This window comes from Microbulbifer regidiadema (SeqCode), from assembly GCF_052466995.1.
This window is the reverse complement of the sequence record NZ_CP174297.1, coordinates 694,737-714,970: the sequence shown is the minus strand read 5'-3', so window position 1 is coordinate 714,970 and position 20,234 is coordinate 694,737. Positions and strand designations below refer to the sequence as shown.

The window sequence follows — 20,234 nt, the reverse complement described above, 5'->3', positions numbered from 1 at the left end:
GCATGACAACAAAGGGACACTCCAGTATTTCAAATCGGGAATCACGATATTCAAGCCCCTACAACCTCTAAGCTCGCAGAGTCTGTAGAAACCACTACAAATAGCCTACCGCGCCAGTAAAGAAATGAGGGGAGGGGGCAGAAAGAGAGCGGGGTAAGGTCAAATGTAAAAACTAGATTTGATGTAAAGAGTAAAAAATGACTTACACTGATGGCAGGCAGAAACTGCCAACCACAGAGGGGCTTCTGGGTAAGAATTTCTCATCAAATTCCACAAATCAAGCTTAAGCTACTAATATTACACACACCTGGGCTTTACAGGGCTGACACCTAATTCATCAAATGGATACAATTTTTGTAAGCTTCGTATTAGTAATGACTATCACTTTCATCCCCCTCCAAAAGATCTTATGTAGCTCCCTGATTGAGGCGGCCAGCATGCCCCCCCCCTTCCAAGCGCTATTAAGGCAGCATAAATGGTGCACCCAATGAGCCACAATATAAATTATTTAAGCAACGCATCGGAAGAAGATTTTTATTAGCCTGAAACGAGAGCGGTTAATAGAAGAACCCTATACAGCAAGGGAGGGTGTACGACCAATCTGGAAGCTCATATTGTTTACCGCAACTCACGCAGAACAAATACAATCCAGAGAGATTTACCCCTTATCAAATTGGAGAATCACGCTTAAGGAGGTGCCCGATTCAAATTGAACACAATAGCGAGATTTACCGGAAAAATATAATTTCATATAAAATTATCCCTCAGGCGTAAAATAATTAGCCACTTTAAAATTAACGGCAACAATCTCACTTAGCTACGGCCTATATCGGATAAATCCTTGAACTACCCCATGGCACTTATAAGAGTACAAAAATTACTAAATTATCTATACATATCTTAGCAGCTACTCCCATTCTAACCCCATAAACCATCCTCCACTTTATTGATAGTTCCAGTGCTTTGTATCACCCCCTTCATAAATTCGTATACTCCCCTTCAGATCAAAGAGTAAAAACTGTATACTTATCAATAAGCAAGGAGAGCTTGATTCTATGGTTTCACTAAGTGACCGCCCCAGAAAGAAAGATGCCGAACCAGACCGAAAATTCATTGAGGCCTTAGCCCGTGGACTGGATGTGCTTCGGGCTTTTCAACCTGGTGACGGCTTTCTGGGTAACTTAGAGATCGCCCAACGTACCGGACTCCCACGCTCCAGCGTTTCCAGATTAACCTACACTCTAACCCAGTTAGGCTATTTAACTTATTCAGAACGAATGGAAAAGTATCAGTTAGGGAGCGGCGTCCTAGCTCTCGGCTATGCTTTCGTTTCCAATCTCACGGTCAGGCAGGTAGCCAAACCATTGATGCAGGACCTGGCCAATTCTACCGGCACGGCTGTCGGGCTTTCTGATCGTGACCGGCTCGATATGATCTTTGTTGAGTTTTGCGCTCCAGCAAATGTCACCACTTTTCGCCATGAAATTGGCAATCGAGTTTCCATAGCCTCCAGTGGTTCAGGACGCGCCTTTTTAGCGGCACTCCCCCAGGAAGAACGGGAATATTTTTATGGCTACCTAGAGAAAAAAACCGGCAATCAATGGCCAGCGATCAGAGCCGGTTTTGAAGAAGCTGTCACCAGCTACCAACAGCGTGGCTTCTGCTGCTCCTTTGGTGATTGGAACCGCGATGTCAATGGTATCGCTGTGCCCCTACCTTTAAGCCAGGGGCACATTTATACCTTTAACGCTGGCGGACCTGCCTATCGACTCAACCCAGATTTTTTGGAGAATGAGGTAGCCCCCCTATTGAAAAACTTAGTCAGAAATGTTGAAGCTATGTTAATTCGCTACTAGCAGAGCCTTTTTATACTCTCCCACTCCACCTCCCGCTTAGCCCGGTAGAATCACAACTTAAAACGCAATAAAAATCTAAAGATTTTATCAAATCTCTGCCCATATGGTGGCTGTAACGCCCCTGCGGCCGACTTCTTGGCCTGTTTAAAGATTGGCCATAATTTTGAAAACTCCAAAAACCCCTCATAGGCATGATACTGCCCCATACCACTCGCACCAATGCCACCAAAAGGTAAATCTGCTTGCGACACGTGCATTGCACAGTCGTTGATGCAAACTCCTCCAGACATTGTATTTTTGACAATATTATCCTGAAGATCCTCGCTATTACTAAAAATATATAACGCAAGAGGCCTATCTCTATGATTGATATACCCCATCGCATCAGATAACTTCTTATATGTGAGAACAGGCAGAATAGGACCAAATATTTCCTCTCGTAGAAGATTCATATCCTCCGTTGGGTTTAATACTAGAGTCGGGACTATTTTCTTCAATCGCCTGTTATTTTTAACCTCTAACAGCGGCTGAACTTTAGCCCCCTTTTCTCGAGCATCTTGCAAGTATGCCTCTAAGCGGTTAAACGCCTCCTCATTAATTATCGATGTATAATCTTTGGAATGTAAAGACGGATACCATTTAGATACCAATCTCTTAGCCGACTCCCAAAAACTAACCAGCCTATCCTCCGGAATCAACAAATAATCTGGAGCCACACAAGTTTGCCCTGCATTGAAAAACTTTGAGCTTAAAATGCGTTTTGCAGCGATATTGATATCAAAATCTTCACACACTATAACTGGTGATTTTCCACCCAACTCTAGAGTCACAGGAGTTAGGTGATCCGCAGCTCTGCGCATCACTACTTGCCCAACTCTACTCGACCCAGTAAATAGCAGGTGATCATATGGCTGCGCTGTAAACTCCACAGCAGTCACTTCCGGTAGAATAGAGACTAAATCCTCTGGAAAATATTGTCTAAATAAGTAATGCAGCAGCGTACTTAGTGACCGCGAACTAGCTGCCATTTTAATCATACAGCGATTACCCGCAGATAGCGCACTAACCAAGGGGCCAACGGAGAGAAGCAACGGGTAGTTCCACGGGACAATAATAGCGATCACCCCTTTCGGTTGGGGCAGCACACGATTCTTTGCCCCTCTAAGCAGTAGGGATATATGGCGTTTTTGGGGTTTCATCCATCCTTTTAAACGCTTGCAGGCATGCCGGATTTCCTCAATGCAGCCATAAATCTCTGCTATCTTGGTTTCCTGGATGGCGCGGTTACCAAAGTCCTCACTAATGGCCTGCGCAATTGATTCTTGATTTTCTAAAATCAACTGCTCCAGCTTGTGCAGACTCTCTAAACGCTGCCGAAGATCCGGATAGGGATTGTTGTGGAATGCCTCTTTTTGAAGTTTGAAGACACTCTCTACTTTACCTACGCTTACAGGTTTAATGTGTTCAACAACCTTTTCCATATATATACCCTCGAAAAATGAAAAGTAGAGAGTGAGCCTTCCTTATACTTAATATTTCTAAAATTCAGGATTTAGAAAATCGTAACGTGTGGTAATCGGTGCTACCAAACAAATACTGTATTGTCGTCAGGCGCTTAAAGAAATGGCTTACATCTAATTCCTCAGTTACCCCGATACCACCATGCAGCTGTATCGCTTCCTGACCAATAAACCTTGCAGCCTTGCCGATACGGCTTTTTGCAGCGGATACTGCCTTGGGCGCAACTCCGTTATTAATATCGAGGTGCAGTGCCGCCATTAACAGAATTGAGTGCGCCTGCTCGTACTCTGTAAACATATCCACCATTCGGTGCTGTAATACCTGGAACTTTCCAATAGGAGTGCCAAACTGCTCCCGTGTTTTAGTGTATTCAACCGTCTTCTTATAGATCCTTTCCATAGCTCCAACAGCTTCAGCACATAGCGCCAATGTAGCCCTATCAATAGCTTTTTCAATAATGGAAAAAGCTGCTCCCTCCACGCCAATCCGGTTGGCTATAGGCACTTTTACGTTATTAAACTTGATTTCGGCAGCCCGATGCGCGTCCACAGTAGTATAGCCATGCCGCAGAAGCCCTTCCGTATTGGGATCGACAAGTAATAAGGTGATTCCCTCATGATCTCGCTGATCCCCACTGGTACGTACAGCGATCAATAACTTATCCGCTGCTTCACCATTTAGGACAACCGCTTTATGGCCATTCAGAACATAACTGTCTTCATCCCGTACTGCGGTCATAGCGATATCAGAAAGGTTATAACGGCTATGTGGTTCAGTAAATGCGAATGCCAATTGTAGCTGCCCATCCATTAACATTCCCAAGAGTTCGCGCTTCTGTACTTCACTAGCACTATCTGCTATTAGGCCGCCACTTAGGACTGCACTGGCCAAAAAGGGTTCGACTACTAAACCGCGACCAAACTCTTCCATCACCACCATTAGGTCGACGGCAGAACCACCCAGACCTCCATCGTCTTTACCAAATGGCACCATTAGCCAGCCGAGTTCGGCAAATAGCTTCCAATTTTCCTTGCTGAAGCCTGTATCACTGCTTATTATTTTACAGCGGCGGTCAAAATCATAATCCTGTTGGATAAACTTGCTAACACTGCTTTGCAGCATCCGCTGCTCTTCACTATAGGAGAAATCCATTGCTCAAGTCCTCTTTAGGTGCTGCACTTACAAGCCAAGTACCCACTTACTGATAATATTCTTCTGAATTTCATTACTTCCACCATAAATCGAGGATTTACGGTTGTTTAGATAGCGAGGCACACTACTTGCAATAACACCGGGCCCCACCCACTCACCATCAAATCCGCTCAGAAATTGCTCTCTGACAAATGGCATCCCATAGTAGCCCGCTGTTTCCATATATAGCTCATCGATAAGTTGAGCGATTTCGGTTCCTTTAATTTTCAAAATAGAAGATTCGGCGCCTGGTGCACCGCCTGTACTCACCGCTGCAAGGGCGCGCAACTCAGTAAATTCTAGAGCCAAAAGATCAATTTCAACCTCGGCCAGCTTTTGCGCAAAAGCCGGGTTCTCAAGCAGGCTACTTTCTCCATCGCGAGTTTCTTTAGCCAAATCGCTTAAAATCTGTAGGCGTTTTTTAGATTTGGCCACTCGTGCAATGCCTGTGCGCTCATGGGTTAACAAAACCTTGGCGTAGGTCCAGCCCTGCCCCTCCTCACCAATACGATTTTCTACAGGCACCCTCACGTTATCGAAGTGAACTTCATTGACTTCATGGTGCCCACCTAAAGTCATAATTGGCGATACGGTAATACCTGGGTGCTTCATATCAATTAACAGGAAACTGATAGCAGCCTGATTCTTAACTTGCGGTCCTCCCGTACGGACCAGGCAGAAGATCCAATCCGCGAAGTGTCCCAGAGTATTCCAGGTCTTAGTGCCATTGACGATGTATTCATCACCATCGCGAACAGCTGTAGTTTTTAAGGAGGCCAAATCTGAGCCGGCATTGGGTTCCGAATATCCCTGACACCACCAAACATTGCTTGCCAAAATATCTGGGAGAAATCGCTGCTTTTGCTCTTCACTGCCATAGGTGAAGATCACTGGCGCGACCATTTTCAAGCCAAATGGAATCACCTCCGGTGCGCCGAAGCTGGCACATTCATTGGCCCAAATATGCTTCTGCGTGGGAGACCATCCAGTACCACCGTATTCAACCGGCCAATTCGTAGCGGCCCAGCCCTGCTCATAAAGTATCTTTTGCCAGCGAATAAAATCCTCCTTATCCAGAGGGATTTCCTTCAAGGTTTTCTCTCTTATATCTTCAGGTAGCTTCTCTTGGAGAAACCGTTGAACCCCCTGCTGAAAGACTAACTCTTCGGGAGAAAAATCTATATTCATTCGCCTGCTCCTTTATTAATCGGCGCATTGAACAGCAACTGTTATAAACGACCCCTATCACCATTTTACACAACACAGATATACAAATTATTGCGAGCCCCAGCATCTGCCGGAGCAATACTTACCAACCCCACCAAGCAACCCCATCAAACAATTCTCGCAACTAGCGCTAAACACTCATCACTGATGGCACACAAAACCTTTTATTAGCCATCAAAAATCCTAATACCAGCAACATCCACTCACACCCAACAGGCGCGAAAGGCAACAGCTCAGCAAACTTGAAAATCAGACCCCAAGAAAAATGGCGTACTTTTTATTTTTTTGGAGTTTATCGCGTCATTTTCTATTGAAAAACATATTAAACGCCTGTCAATACGCAAAACATTAACACCTTATTCCGCAGAGTGGAATGCCGTGTTCATTTTTGTTATGGTCATCGTCATAATAACTAAAGTGAGAGAACCCCCATGTCGATCACATCTACGCCATCCTCCAATCTAATACTACAGTCACTCGCCGAAATTCAGGCCTACGAAAAAGTCCCTCTTTCACAACGATACCCTTGGGAAAACACTTTTGATTTAATTCGCCAAGCTGCGCGCCTCTACCAACATGATCCAGCTATTGAGTTCCTGCCGACAGCTGCACCCAATGAAGAGACGCTAAAAGTAAGCTTTTCTGAGCTGTCACAGCGAGTCCATCAGACGGCCAACCTTTTCCACTCTCTCGGCATTGGGCCAACCGAGACAGTTACTTTATTGCTACCTAACTTGCCCGAAACCCATTTCGCACTCTGGGGAGGACAGGCCGCAGGTATTGCCAGCCCCATCAATCCGCTATTGGAGCCCCAGCATATTATCGAAATAATGAATGCCACCAAAGCCAAGGTTTTGGTCACCCTTGCTCAAGATCTCAGTGAAGAAATATGGAAAAAGGTAACCCGGGTTATTAATCAGGTTCCCACTTTAAAGGCTCTACTACTAATCAGTAAAAAGCCAATTAATAAGTTACCCATCCCCGCCGGCATTCATGTGGACAATTTTATTTCAGCTATATCCCAGCAGCCGTATGATTACCTCAAGAGCGGACGTCATATACAAGGGGATGATACAGCTAGTTATTTTCATACTGGAGGCACTACTGGACGGCCGAAGATTGCTCGTTTAACTCACAGCAATATCGCTTTCGTCGCCCAATTGAATACGGATGTAACATCGAGTAAGGGACGCTTCACTACTCTGAGCGGACTTCCGCTGTTTCATATCTTCGGCACGGTCGTTGCCGGCATTGGTACCCTGCTGGCCGGACGCACCATTGTTATTATGACTCCCTCCGGGTTTCGCTCCCCCAATGTCCTACCCAACTGGTGGCACCATGTTGCTCGCTTTAAGGCGCAGGGCTTTGCCGCTGTGCCCACCATTCTCGGGATACTGCTACAAATTCCTGTGGGTGATAATGATATCAGCTGCCTGACTGATATCGGCTGTGGCGCCTCCCCACTACCGACAGGGCTAAAAAATGCTTTCGAGGAAAAATTTAATGTCCTTGTCAGTAACGGCTATGGCATGACAGAGTCCAGTTCTCTTTTAGCTCGCCCTCCCAACGATATGCAAGCACCTGAGGGTAGTGTCGGCCGACGGCTACCTTATATGGAAATGAAAATTGCCGAAGTAGACGGCACTCGACTGATAAGAAGCTGCAAAACTGGCGAAATAGGCATTGTCCTCGCACGGGGGCCACATATATTTTCTGGCTACCTCTCAGAAGAGGACAATAGCAAAGCCTGGATCGACAACACTTGGTTTAACACCGGCGATATGGGGTACCTCGATGGAGATGGCAATCTATTCTTAACCGGGCGGGCTAAAGATCTCATTATTCGGGGCGGCCACAACATTGACCCCGCTCTCATAGAAGAACCATTATGCCGCCACCCTGCCGTTGCTATGGCCGTTGCGGTGGGGCAACCCGATGCCTACGCTGGAGAAGTTCCGGTGGCTTACGTTACTTTGTATCCATCCAACAATCCGCCGACAGAAGAACAGCTTATTGACTATTGCCGCAGCAAAATTTCTGAACGTGCCGCCATCCCCAAACGTGTGGAAATTATTAATGAGATTCCGTTAACCGCAGTAGCCAAAGTATTTAAACCCGCCCTGCGCAATCGCGCTACTGAATATGCCGTAGGCCAAGCATTAAAGGCAAAGCGTATCGCGGCTAACTTTTCTGCTCATTTCGATGGTTCCCTTGGCCAAGTGGCAAAAGTACAACTTGAACAATCCGCTAGTAAAGCCGCTGTAGAGGAGGCTTTAGAAAACTTACCAGTGACACTGGAATTTGAATAACAGAACAGATTACCGTATGACTCACTACAAATAAAAATTCATCATTGGAAATTTCATTATGCCACACGCCTATATTTATGATGGCGGCCGCAGTGTTTTTGGCCGCCACGGGGGCAACCTTTCCAGTATCAGGCCCGACAACTTGCTCGCCTACGTTATTAGAGCTCTGATTGAACGCAATCCGTTTAACATTCAACATTTTGAGGATGTTATCGCAGGCAATACTAACCAGGCGGGGGAGGACAGCCGCAACGTTGCCCGATTTTCTGGCCTGCTTGCCGGTTTGCCGGTATCCACTGGTGGCATAACAGTAAATCGTCTATGTGGCTCCGGCTTATCCGCTATAGCGGATGCTTCCCGCTGTATTCGCGCCTCTGAAGGAGACTTATTTATTGCAGGGGGCGTCGAGTCGATGAGCCGCGCCCCCCTGGTTCTCTCCAAGGCAAATAGCGCATTTGATCGCACTCAGGAGTTGGTAGATACAACCCTTGGCCCCCGCTTTACCAATCCCAATATTGTTGCCAAGTATGGCAGCCATACCATGCCACAAACCGCAGACAACATTGCATCAGAGCTGAATATCCTTCGAGAAGAGTGCGATATATTTGCACTGGCATCGCAAGTTAAATATGAATCGGCACGAACGGATGGTTTCTTTGTCGACGAAATTATTCCTATCGAAGTACCCCAAGGTCGCAAACAACCTGCACGGCTGATCGACTCCGACGAACACCCCCGTCCCAATGCGACCTTGGAGCGCCTTCAAACCCTGCCTGCGCTCTTTGAAGGTGGCGTGGTTACTGCTGGCAATGCCTCCGGTATCAATGATGGCGCAGCAGCGCTAATTATTGGCAGTGCCGAAGCTGGCCAAGCAGCAGATCTCAAGCCCAGGGCGCGCATTCTCACTAGCGCCATTGCAGGTATAGAGCCACGAATAATGGGCTTGGGGCCAGTTCCGGCGACCCGTAAAGCCCTGGCCCGAGCGGGTTTAAGGCTTGCAGATATGGATGTAATGGAGTTCAACGAGGCTTTTGCCGTGCAGGCTATGGGCTGCCTGAAAATGCTCGAAATCGACTACCAGGACCCACGAGTAAATCCCAATGGTGGCGCTATTGCTATTGGCCACCCGCTGGGCGCCAGCGGCGCCCGTATTCTACTCACCGCATTGCGTCAACTTGAACGTACCGGCGGCCGCTACGCACTGGCCACCATGTGCATCGGGATTGGCCAGGGAATCGCAGTCATTATCGAGCGGGTATAAACCTTAGAACCAAGTAATTATCACTTAAGATCTGGAGATAGCAATGTCTAGTGTAAGTTATGAGCTTATTGGCGATATCGGTGTCATTAAATTGAATAATCCTCCTGTCAATGCCCTTTCACACAGTTTGCGTGAAGGTATCTGGGGAGCCATTAAGAGCGCGCAAGAAGATGCATCCAAAACGCTGATATTACTGTGTGAAGGCCGAACGTTTATCGCCGGTGCAGACATTACAGAGTTCGGCAAGCCACCACAGGCACCCGCACTATCTGAAGTGATTACAGAAATAGAGAGCTCCTGTAAACCAGTGATTGCCGCCATTCACGGCACTGCACTCGGTGGTGGATTCGAAATCGCCCTAGCCTGTCATTATCGCTGCGCCGCAGCCTCTGCCAAAGTTGGCCTGCCAGAAGTTAAATTAGGGCTACTGCCGGGGGCCGGCGGCACCCAGCGCGTTCCACGCCTAGCTGGCGTTGCTGCTGCACTAGAGTTTATCACCAAGGGTAATCCAATATCGGCTGAAAAAGCCGCAAGTATGCAACTGATAGATCGGATTATTGATGACGATTTATTGGCGGGAGCACTCGCTTTTGCCCGTGAGTTGATCGATAACAAAGCCCCATTGCGCCGAGTCAGAGACATGGCCATAGATGCCGCCAATATCCCTGATGGCTTGTTCGCTGACTTCCGCAAAGGCCTGGAAAAAAAATCTCGTGGCCAGCTCGCACCGCAACATATCGTCACCTGTATAGAAGCTGCAGCTCAACAACCTTTTGAGAAAGGGCTCGCGAAAGAACTCGATTTATTTGTTGAGTGCCTGCTTTCCAGCCAATCAGCCGCTCTCAGGCATCTGTTTTTTGCCGAGCGCAGCGCAAATAAAGTTAAGGGACTACCTAAAGATATAACGATCCGTGAAATCAGAAGTATCGGCATTATCGGTGGCGGCACTATGGGTGGCGGCATCGCCATGAACTTCGCCAATGCCGGCATTCCAGTTAAGCTGGTAGAAATTGATCAAACTGCGATACAACGTGGGCTAGCAGTGATCGACAAGAATTACACGATCAGTATGCAGAAAGGGAAACTCACTGAGGAGCAAAAAGCACATTGCCTCTCGCTGATATCCGGCACAATTGACTACTCAGACTTGGCTGACGTAGATTTGGTAATCGAGGCGGTATTTGAAAATATAGCGCTCAAACAGGAAATCTTTACCAAACTGGACCACTCTTGCAAGCCCGGCACCATCCTCGCAACTAACACCTCCTATCAGGATATTGATCAAATTGCAGCGGCAACCAATAGGCCAGAAGATGTTATAGGAATGCATTTTTTCAGCCCTGCCAACGTTATGAAACTACTCGAAGTAGTTCGTGGCTCCCAAAGTGCTGATGATGTTGTCGCTACCGCCATGCAGCTCGCCAAAACGATCAAGAAAGTGCCAGTATTAGCTGGAAACTGCTACGGCTTTATTGGCAATCGTATGTTGCGGCCCTACGGCCGGGAATCACAGCTCTGTCTGATAGAGGGTGCGACTCCAGAGCAAATTGATACTGTGATGCAATCCTGGGGGATGGCTATGGGCCCTATGGCCGTTGGGGATCTAGCCGGCCTGGATATCGGCTACAAGGCGCGTCAGAACCTGTGCGAATCCGATCGGGGAGATCCCAAAACCTACTGTATTGCCGATGCCTTAGTAGGAATGGGGCGACTGGGACAGAAAAGTGGAGCCGGCTACTATCGCTATGATCCCGAAACCCGCGCTCGCCACAGCGATCCAGCAGTACAGAAAGTTATCGAAGCCCAAGCTAAAAGTCAGGGGATAAAACGGCGGGAAATCTCCGACGAGGAAATCCTCAATCGCCTCACTTGCGCCCTGATTAATGAAGGGGCCAAAATCCTAGAAGATGGCATAGCCCAACGCCCCAGCGATATAGACGTTGTATACGTTTATGGCTACGGCTTCCCCCCTCATCGCGGTGGCCCCATGCACTATGCCGATAGTATCGGGTTAAAAAAAGTCTACGAAATAATTTGTAGATTCCGCGAGCAGCACGGCGATATTTATTGGACGCCAGCCCCGTTACTCATCGAACTCGCGCAAGAGGACAAAACATTTACGCAGTGGGCTGAGAGCCAGAGTTAAGCTTACAAATCATAGGGGGCTCAGCCGGACCGGCCGGAGCCCCAACCTCTGCACCTGAAACCGGAATACCTATTTTGCTTTATACCCAGCAGCCCCACCTTCTACTCTTTTGCTATGTATTTATTTTATTTATCTGCGGTCTGTCCCGAGATACCAATTACTGGCAGTACATTAAAGCACGCCGTTATACCAAATTGAACACGGTGCTTCCAGCAGTTACTTAGGGGGTAGCTTTTATTTGTCTGTTATATTTGTTTATTTGGCAGAATTTAGCCGGCGCCACTGCATGGATAGAAATACTGATTGCTATTTCCCCAGGGTGACTCGCAATATATCAATCCTCTCAGTGAGCCGCCTGTGCCGGCTCACTATATTTTTATGGTAAAATCAGATGAATTGGCAGTATAAAAAACAACCCCCTTTTAATGACCACCTGGGTGTAAAGATAAATGACTGGCAAGAAGGCCGCGTTGTCATCAGCGTTACCGTACAAGCGGAGCATCTAAACACTCACGGTGTGCCCCACGGGGGCTTTATTACAAGTTTAATCGATATAGCCGGCTCCTACTGTGGCCTCTACTGCCCCCACCCTCACCGCCGGCGCAGGTCCCTCACCCTATCCTTAAATGCAAATTTCACCGGCCAAGCAAAAACCAACCAGCTCACCGCGATAGGTCAACTAACAAGTACTGGACGGAAAATATTTTATTCGCATACAGAGGTGTATGACAGTCTGGGGACTCTAATTGCAACGGGCCAGATGACAATGCGCTACCGTAGCGGCAGTGAAACTTCACAGGGTGAGGCCATTGAAGAAAGCCCTACTGAAATCGCAAAAGAGATAGAGTTTGAGCCTTAACCACGCCCTAGAAAAAGGCTGATACCTGTATATTCACAGGCTGGCAAGCATTTATCGTTACGACCACTCTAAAGCGGGATCGTGCCCAGACATGCACCCTTATGAAGATTAGAGGTATCGCGAAATTATTCAGAGACTCCTAAGATAAATTTTTACTGATCAATGTATCGAGGCTCAACAAATCTAGCCACCCCCATTTCTAGCACGAACGAACCAGCAAGACTTTTTCCTTCAGGAAATTCAATTAATACTCCCCGAAAATGTACGCCGGGAAATATTAAAGCTTGAGACAATTTTAAAGACCTATTAAATTGTCCGCCGCTTCAAACGACCAATAAGGAAATACCTATGTCTCCACACCGCTTACCGCGCTGGATTACGGTCATTTTTCTCTGCCTCTTTGCTGTAGCGTGCACGCAAGAGCCATCGGGAAAGCCGGATACTCGAGACTCAGTGCGCGACACCAGTGAGGCGCCAGCAACAGAGCCTCATAAAAGTGGTGATCACAAGCAAGCAGTTGAAACACCGCCATTGGTCCTCACGCCTAAGGCAAGAACTAAGTGGGCTGCTGGAGACACAGGAACCGCTGAAGCGAACACGCCTAACACTCAGTCCGCGAGCACCTCTACTCAGCCCCTTCTACCCAATGACATCGACAAAGCTGAAACGGTGAAAACGGTCGATAAGAGCCTTAAGGTGTCACATGTTGGAGAAAGGACCTATAAAGACGCACGCGCTATAGCCGTGATCTTTTCTGAGCCACTACAAAGTAATATCCATTTTGGTTCCTATCTGCATTTATCTCGCAGCGACGGTAAGGCTGTTGATGGTGGCTGGGTATTATCTGATAACCAAAAAATCCTCTACTTTCCCCACACGGAGCCGAATACTCGCTATAAACTCGAGTTGCTCCCCGGCTTAGCCAGTGAAAGTGGCCTGGCGCTACAGAAAAAGCAACAGCATACCATTCGCACCCGCCGGATAGAGCCCAGTATCAGTTTTTCCAGCAATGGAAGTATTTTCCCGGCAACCGTGACCCCGGGTTTACCTATTACTGCGGTCAGTGTTGAAGCAGTACGAATTGAGTTTCACAGGGTGAATCCAGAGCACTACTCCGACTTCCTTGAGTTGACCAGAAATCAGTCACTAAAGTATTACTACCAGTTAAAGGCGCTCAACAAACTCACCGAATTTGTCTATACGGCTCAATTCGATCTAACCGAGGAAAAATATGTTCAGCGGGACTTTGATCTCTCTATTGGGCATATAGACCCTCTGCAGCAACCGGGTATCTATGTCGCAGTGATGTTCCCAGCGGGCAACTATGACACAGACCTGTACGACATCACTCACTTCTCTATCTCCAATCTAGGCTTACATGCACGCTATTATCCAGATAGTGTGGACCTCTATGTTTCATCTCTGGACGAAGGCGAGGCCCTAGAGGGTGTCGATATTGAACTGCTTAACCACAAAGGAGAGCAGATCCAGCAGCACACCACGAACAAAGATGGACATGTTCGTTTTGCCCTGACACAAGAGCAAGAACATGCACAACGCTTTTTTGTCGCACGAGACCTGGATAGCGGTCATTTCTCCATGCTCGACCTGCGCGAGCCCGCACTAGATCTATCGGATTTTCAGCTGGGCCAACGCCCTTCACGGCCGATAGAGTTCTTTATGTATGGCCCGCGAGACCTGTATCGCCCCACCGAATCAATACAGATCAGCGGTCTGCTGCGAAATTATGACGGGCGCTATATCAAAGACCTACCGATCAAGGCAGCACTGATAAAACCTGACAATACCAGCGCACGCACATTTACCTGGCATGCCAGCGCGCCGGGGTATTACGAAAAGCTGATTCCTCTACCCCAAAGTGCCCCTACCGGTGACTGGCGTCTAGAAGTTGAGTTAGCCGATGGGCACAAGGTGAACTACCCATTTAAGGTAGAAGAATTCTTACCGGAACGTATGAAGCTGGTTCTACAGAATGGTGAAGAGCGCAGTTTAGTCCAGGGACATGGTGAAGCTTTCAAGCTCAAAATAGAAGGAAGCTATCTGTATGGCGCACCAGCGGCAGAGAACCGCCTGGAAACCCTGGTACAGGTTAGCCACTACCGAGAACCCTTCCCCCAGTGGAAGGGCTTCCTTTTTGGAGACATCAATGAATCATTGCCCACCCGACAGTTCTACGCTCCAACTATCGAGCTCGACAGTGAGGGGTTGGGCAGCCTACCCCTAAACTCCCGCTGGAAGCGGGTAAAAAACCCTCTAAAGGTCAACTTGGTTTCCAGTCTGTTCGAGTCCGGCGGCCGACCGGTGATCCGACAACACCCAGTGCTAGTGTGGCCCAAGCATCCAGTAGTCGGCATTCGCCCTAATTTTGGCGAGGAAAACCCCTCTGCTAACAGTAGGCCAGAATTCGATATTGTTGTTGCCGATGCACAGGGTAATCCCGTTAGCGGGCGAAATCTCACAGCAGTACTTATCTCCGAAGATCGTCAATATTTTTGGGAGTACTCCACACACGAGGGTTGGCATTACGAATACAACAGCGCAGAATTTGAAACCTTCAATCGCCAGTTGCAGTTCACCGAGGGGCAACCTCTAAAGCTGATTGTACCGGTTGAATATGGCCACTACCGACTGGAAGTCACCGATATTAATACCGGAGCAACCAGCAGTCTGCGCTTTCATGCCGGCCGCGACTGGTATTACTGGTGGCGCAAAGATCAGGTCACCAAAGGTCAGGCAGCGCGCCCGGATACTGTGGCTTTGTCACTAGATAAACCCGAGTATTCAGCCGGCGATCTGGCGCAACTCACCATAGTAGCGCCCGCCGATGGGGAGGCGCTGGTTTTAGTGGAAAGCGATCAATTGCTGTGGTCCAAACGCATATCCGTACAGAAGTCAGGCACCACAGTCGATATTCCAATCTCCCCCGAGTGGGACCACCACGATACCTATATTTCTGTCACTGCACTGCGCCCCACTGATAAGAGTGAACGTATCGCGCCCAATCGCGCCTTTGGCCTCACCCACCTACCATTGGATCGCGAGCCCCGCCGCCTCGCCCTTTCACTTGAAGCACCCGCAACCGCCCTACCCGGCACAGAAGTGGAAGTTACTATTACTGCCGATGCAGAGGCTATAAAGCAAAATGGCGGCAAGGCCTGGGCCACTCTAGCTGCTGTCGATGTCGGTGTACTCAATATCACCCGCTTCGAAACTCCAGACCCGTTTGAAGCCTTTTTCGGCCAGCGCCGCTATGGTGTGGATGTAAGGGATATTTATCACCGCATTATTGAGTCCAACAGCGGCAAACTGGTGGAACAGCGTTTTGGCGGCGATGCGGAGGAACTGACCCGAGGGGGCAGCGAGCCCAATTCTGACATACAAATCGTATCTTTATTCTCTGGAGCAGTTGAATTCGATGCGCAGGGGCAGGCACAGGTCGCACTACAGCTACCTGAATTCAATGGCCGCCTGCGTCTAATGGCGGTATCTTTCAGCAAAGACCGCTTCGGCAGTACCGACACAGAAATGACGATCGCCTCACCGATTGTCACCCAGGCTGCGCTACCTCGCTTTATGGCTCCCCGCGATAGCAGTACCCTGGCGCTGGACCTCAATAATTTGAGCGGCCGCCCCCAGCAGCTTACAGTGAAGATGCAAGCCGTGGGCGCTGTAAATCTAGCAATGGGTGAACGACTACTGGAATTAGCTGATGGTGAGCGCAAAACTTTGCGCTTCCCAATCAGCGCCAAAGGGGCTAGCGGAGACGCGGAGTTCCAACTGGTCGTACATGGCGCCGTTGATAAAGACGGAAATGATGTCGCCATCGAACAACAGTGGCACCTTGGCGTCCGCCCCGCCTGGCCTGCCACCACCCACAACCAGCGCCGACTGCTGGCTCAGGGTGAGAAGTTTGGTGCCGACAGAAATCTGCTCGACACCCTAATGCCGGCAACCATACAAACCCTGGTATCTCTGGATAGCCGCCCACAGCTCCAATTGCAGGAGCATCTGTCCAACCTGCTGCAATACCCATACGGATGCCTGGAACAAACCTCTAGCCGCGTTTATCCGCTGATTATGGCAACGCCACAGCGGCAACACCAATTAGGGATTGAGTCCCTAGAGGAAAGTGTGCGCGCCAAACGCATTGATGCGGGTATTGAGCGCATTTTCAGCATGCAAAAAAGAAATGGTAGTTTTGGCCTTTGGAGTTCCGAATCTCCAGAAAACCAATGGCTCACGGCCTATGCCGCTGATCTATTACTGCGAGCAAGGGATCAGGGGATCGTATTTGACGATACTCGCCTGGAGTCGACTCTCAAGCGCCTGCAAGACTACACTCGTGAACACGGCACTTTTTATCAGCAGCGCTATAGCAATAACCCCGACTTCTATGCCTATGCCGCGCGGGCCTATGCTGCCTATGTACTTTCCCGGGTACAAAAAGTGTCTCTGGGCCAACTGCGCAGCCTCTATGAAAGCGGCGCAGGCCTCAGCAATTCTCCTCTACCCAATCTGCATATGGCCATTGCCCTGCACACTATGGGTGATGCCAGTCTGGCCCAAGAAGCCGTGCAAAAGGCTCTTAAAATTAAACGCAACCGTCACGGCTACTATGGCGACTACGGCTCAGAACTGCGCGATACCGCACTGATGATTGCCCTTTTATTAGAGCACAACCTGGGTAAAGCCGAGGCTGAGGCTTTACTGTTTGAATTGGCTGATATTCTCCGCAATCGCAAGTACCTAAGCACTCAAGAGCGCAACAGTGTATTTATGGCCGGGGCACAATTGCAGCTCAATAATAGTGAACGTTGGTCCGCAACCCTGGCCAGTATCAATGACTTACGCGAGCTCGATAGCGACACCCCACACAGCGCCTTATTCCGAGGGCGCGAAGCAGCCGATGCACTTGAGATAACCGCGCAGACAGAAAAACTCTATGCCGCGATTAGCATCAATGGCTACAGCAAACAGCCCCCTAAAGTGGCAATGGATAAAGGAATCAAAATCTGGCGCAGCTATCACAACCTCGACGGCACTAAGGTCACCCCCAGCCAGGTTCGCGAGGGCGAGCTTTACCTGACTCGCCTACGAATTGATACAGACCAGCGCCTGCCCGATCTACTTGTTGTCGATTTATTGCCGGCGGGTTTCGAACTGGAAAATCAAAATCTGGCTGACAGTGTCAAAGTGGATGATCTCAAGTTCGATAACAAAAGTATCTCCCAGTGGCAGGATGAGCAGGATCATATCCAGCACACAGAATACCGCGATGACCGCTTTGTAGCAGCACTGGACCAGCCTAGATGGAAGACCACTAATCTCTTCTATATTGTCCGCGCGGTAACCCCCGGTACCTATCAGGTGCCCCCACCCTATGCAGAGGATATGTATAAGCCAGAGCGCTTCGCCATCGGTAAAAACCCTATGACACAAATGCAGGTAATCGGTAAACAGTGAAGCTGTTAGCCACTGTCTTAAAAGTCTGGCAAAGCAGCAGCCGCAAAATTCGCGCGCTGCTGCTTATGCCGGCCGCCCTCGCCGGCATACTGCTGTTGCTGGATTCAGTCTTCCCTCCACCACTGCCGCAAGCGCAGGATTTTGCCCGGGTCGTTGCCGATCGCCACGGCAAACCGCTGCGCTTTTTTGCCGATAGTCGCGGGATCTGGCGCTACCCGGTCACCCAGGAAAAAGTGTCGCCACGCTTTATCGAGGCTCTGCTCACCTCCGAAGACCGCCACTTTTATCAACACCCCGGAGTCAATCCCCTGGCCCTATTGCGGGCCTCAGCCCAATATCTGCGCAATGGGCGAATCGTCTCTGGCGGTTCCACCCTCACTATGCAGGTAGCGCGATTATTGGACCCACACCGCAGGACTCTGCCCGGCAAAGCCAAGCAGATATTGCGCGCGCTACAACTGGAGTGGCATTTCAGCAAAAAGGAAATTCTCAATCTCTACCTAAACATGGCACCCTACGGCGGCAATATTGAAGGCGTGGAGGCCGCCAGCCGCCTCTACCTGAGAAAATCGGCCGCCGATCTCACCCACGCGGAAGCGGCGCTCTTAGCGGTACTCCCCCAGGCACCGAGTCGCCTGCGGCCAGATCGGCACCCGCAACGTGCGCAGAAGGCCCGGGACAAGGTATTGGATAGACTGCAAGCGTTCGGTATATGGCGCGCGGAAGATGTCGACCACGCCCAATTGGAAAACGTCTATGCCGAGCGCCTCGAATTTCCACAAAACGCCCCCCACCTGGCGCGCAGGTTAGTGGACAACATTAGCGGCCGGGAAGTGATTCACACCACAATCGACGGCAACATCCAGCGGGGACTGGAGGATTTCCTGCGCGATCATATGGACAACTACCCAGCAAAGACGTCCGCCGCTGTGGTAATTTTGGAGAATTCCGACCTGTCTGTACGCGCTTATGTGGGCGCCTCGCATTTTGGGGACACTCGCCGCTACGGTTATGTGGATATGGCCAGGGCCGTGCGCTCACCCGGCTCTACACTCAAGCCATTTTTGTACGGACTGGCTATCGACGAAGATTTAATCCACAGCGCCGCTCTACTCAGCGATACGCCGCGCATCTATGGCGAGTACCGCCCCGAGAATTTCCATCGCGGCTTCTCCGGTCCAGTCACCGCCACCGCCGCCTTGCAGAGATCCCTCAATGTTCCCGCCGTACAGCTGCTGGAACACTACGGCCCCGGCCGCCTGGCAGCAACTCTGGAAAATGCCGGCCTATCACTGCAACTTCCCAGTGGCGGCAAGCCCAATTTGGCCATGATACTAGGCGGTGTCGGTGCGCGCTTGGATCAACTGACCGGTATTTATGCCGCCCTGGCCCGTGGAGGCCAAGCTGCAACCCCTCGCTATTTAGCCGAGGAACCGCTACAGGAAAGATATCTGATGTCTCCAGAGGCCGCTTGGATTACCTTCGAAATGCTCGCCTCCAACCGTAAAGGCTCTCGTCGCTGGCGCAATTTAGTGCGACAAAGCAAAGCGGATATCGCCTGGAAAACAGGCACCAGCTACGGTTATCGAGATGCCTGGGCTATTGGAGTAACTCCCGCCTACACTGTCGGTATCTGGATGGGCCGCCCAGACGGCACTCCCCTACCCGGTTACTACGGTTCCATTAGTGCCACTCCGCTGCTGCGCGCGGTTATCGCAGCATTACCGGGCAATAAAAAATTGCACCTAAAAAGACCAGAGTTGATCACTCAGGAAATCATTTGCTGGCCCCTGGGCGGGCAAAAAGCGCTGACACCAACCAGCCACTGCCACCAACAGCACAGCGCCTGGCTAATCCAAGGCCGCGCCCCTAGAACACTGTCGCCCAAAAATGAACCCCTGCGGGCGGCACAAACGTTCCGTTTCTTTGCCAACCAGCAAGGTCTACGGGTAAAGCCCAGCTGCATGGATCACAGTGCAGTAAAACAAAGCCTCGCCCTATGGCCCAAAGAGCTGGAGGCCTGGTTACCCGCGAACCAAACCCGGAGTCAGCAAATCCCACCCACAGCCCCCGGCTGTCACGCCCCTGCGGCAAATAACGGCACGCCGTTAAAGATTGTCGGCACCAGTGATGGCAACCAGTACCGCCCCACCGGCAGCATGGCGCCCCTGCCCCACCTCAATCTCAGTGCTATTGGCGGCCAGGGAAAGCGCTATTGGTTCCTGAATGGAGAACCGCAAGGCGAAACCCTTGGCAACGAAAACCTGGTGCTAATACCCCAAAGTGGCAAACAGCAGATTACTGTACTCGATACCAGTGGCAATGTAGAGCGGATTGAAATCTTCGTGGGGGATACTCACTAAATATCTTGATGTAAGAA

At 49.7% G+C, this 20,234-nt stretch carries 10 protein-coding genes; 7 read left to right on the top strand and 3 right to left on the bottom strand.

Translation table 11 applies throughout. The features are described from left to right. Positions 1 to 1,055: 1,055 nt before the first annotated feature. Positions 1,056 to 1,856: an IclR family transcriptional regulator gene (locus ACJJIK_RS03010; RefSeq protein WP_444944158.1), complete on the top strand. Its 801-nt coding sequence runs from the start codon at positions 1,056 to 1,058 to the stop codon at positions 1,854 to 1,856. 50 nt (positions 1,857 to 1,906) lie between these two features. Here the strand turns inward: ACJJIK_RS03010 and ACJJIK_RS03005 are convergent, their stop codons facing one another. The 3 genes from ACJJIK_RS03005 to ACJJIK_RS02995 all read right to left on the bottom strand — a co-directional run bounded on the left by ACJJIK_RS03005 (position 1,907) and on the right by ACJJIK_RS02995 (position 5,756). Beyond that, positions 1,907 to 3,337: a coniferyl aldehyde dehydrogenase gene (locus ACJJIK_RS03005; protein WP_444944157.1), complete on the bottom strand. Its 1,431-nt coding sequence runs from the start codon at positions 3,335 to 3,337 to the stop codon at positions 1,907 to 1,909. Between the two features lie 64 nt (positions 3,338 to 3,401). Further along, positions 3,402 to 4,529, bottom strand: coding sequence for an acyl-CoA dehydrogenase family protein (locus ACJJIK_RS03000; protein WP_444944156.1), 1,128 nt, complete (start codon positions 4,527 to 4,529; stop codon positions 3,402 to 3,404). 27 nt (positions 4,530 to 4,556) lie between these two features. Further along, a complete protein-coding gene (locus ACJJIK_RS02995) occupies positions 4,557 to 5,756 on the bottom strand; it encodes an acyl-CoA dehydrogenase family protein (protein ID WP_444931241.1) in 1,200 nt (399 codons plus the stop codon). Positions 5,757 to 6,226: 470 nt separating this feature from the next. Here ACJJIK_RS02995 and ACJJIK_RS02990 point away from each other — a divergent pair, with 470 nt between their 5' ends. The 6 genes from ACJJIK_RS02990 to pbpC all read left to right on the top strand — a co-directional run bounded on the left by ACJJIK_RS02990 (position 6,227) and on the right by pbpC (position 20,217). Next, positions 6,227 to 8,104 (top strand): acyl-CoA synthetase, encoded by a 1,878-nt coding sequence (locus ACJJIK_RS02990; protein ID WP_444944155.1) that lies wholly within the window; start codon positions 6,227 to 6,229, stop codon positions 8,102 to 8,104. 58 nt (positions 8,105 to 8,162) lie between these two features. Then, positions 8,163 to 9,365 carry a 3-oxoadipyl-CoA thiolase gene (locus ACJJIK_RS02985; RefSeq protein WP_444944154.1) on the top strand — a complete coding sequence of 401 codons (1,203 nt, stop codon included), beginning with the start codon at positions 8,163 to 8,165 and terminating at the stop codon, positions 9,363 to 9,365. A 43-nt stretch (positions 9,366 to 9,408) separates the two neighbouring features. Further along, on the top strand, positions 9,409 to 11,511 hold the full coding sequence (locus tag ACJJIK_RS02980) for a 3-hydroxyacyl-CoA dehydrogenase NAD-binding domain-containing protein (protein WP_444944153.1): 2,103 nt from the start codon (positions 9,409 to 9,411) through the stop codon (positions 11,509 to 11,511). Between the two features lie 391 nt (positions 11,512 to 11,902). Further along, positions 11,903 to 12,370 (top strand): PaaI family thioesterase, encoded by a 468-nt coding sequence (locus ACJJIK_RS02975; RefSeq protein ID WP_444944152.1) that lies wholly within the window; start codon positions 11,903 to 11,905, stop codon positions 12,368 to 12,370. Between the two features lie 348 nt (positions 12,371 to 12,718). Continuing rightward, complete coding sequence (locus tag ACJJIK_RS02970) at positions 12,719 to 17,854, top strand: alpha-2-macroglobulin family protein (RefSeq protein ID WP_444944151.1); 5,136 nt, start codon at positions 12,719 to 12,721, stop codon at positions 17,852 to 17,854. Then, positions 17,851 to 20,217, top strand: coding sequence for a penicillin-binding protein 1C (gene pbpC, locus ACJJIK_RS02965; RefSeq protein WP_444944150.1), 2,367 nt, complete (start codon positions 17,851 to 17,853; stop codon positions 20,215 to 20,217). Before ACJJIK_RS02970 ends, pbpC begins: the two co-directional genes overlap by 4 nt. Positions 20,218 to 20,234 lie beyond the last annotated feature (17 nt).

What these genes read in the sequence shown, in the direction of transcription:
- ACJJIK_RS02990 (WP_444944155.1), top strand. Translation starts at nt 6,227, where the DNA reads ATGTCGATCACATCTACGCCATCCTCCAATCTAATACTACAGTCACTC.
- ACJJIK_RS02980 (WP_444944153.1), top strand. Translation starts at nt 9,409, where the DNA reads ATGTCTAGTGTAAGTTATGAGCTTATTGGCGATATCGGTGTCATTAAA.
- ACJJIK_RS03005 (WP_444944157.1), bottom strand. Translation starts at nt 3,337, where the DNA reads ATGGAAAAGGTTGTTGAACACATTAAACCTGTAAGCGTAGGTAAAGTA.
- ACJJIK_RS02970 (WP_444944151.1), top strand. Translation starts at nt 12,719, where the DNA reads ATGTCTCCACACCGCTTACCGCGCTGGATTACGGTCATTTTTCTCTGC.
- ACJJIK_RS02975 (WP_444944152.1), top strand. Translation starts at nt 11,903, where the DNA reads ATGAATTGGCAGTATAAAAAACAACCCCCTTTTAATGACCACCTGGGT.
- ACJJIK_RS03000 (WP_444944156.1), bottom strand. Translation starts at nt 4,529, where the DNA reads ATGGATTTCTCCTATAGTGAAGAGCAGCGGATGCTGCAAAGCAGTGTT.
- ACJJIK_RS02995 (WP_444931241.1), bottom strand. Translation starts at nt 5,756, where the DNA reads ATGAATATAGATTTTTCTCCCGAAGAGTTAGTCTTTCAGCAGGGGGTT.
- ACJJIK_RS02985 (WP_444944154.1), top strand. Translation starts at nt 8,163, where the DNA reads ATGCCACACGCCTATATTTATGATGGCGGCCGCAGTGTTTTTGGCCGC.
- ACJJIK_RS03010 (WP_444944158.1), top strand. Translation starts at nt 1,056, where the DNA reads ATGGTTTCACTAAGTGACCGCCCCAGAAAGAAAGATGCCGAACCAGAC.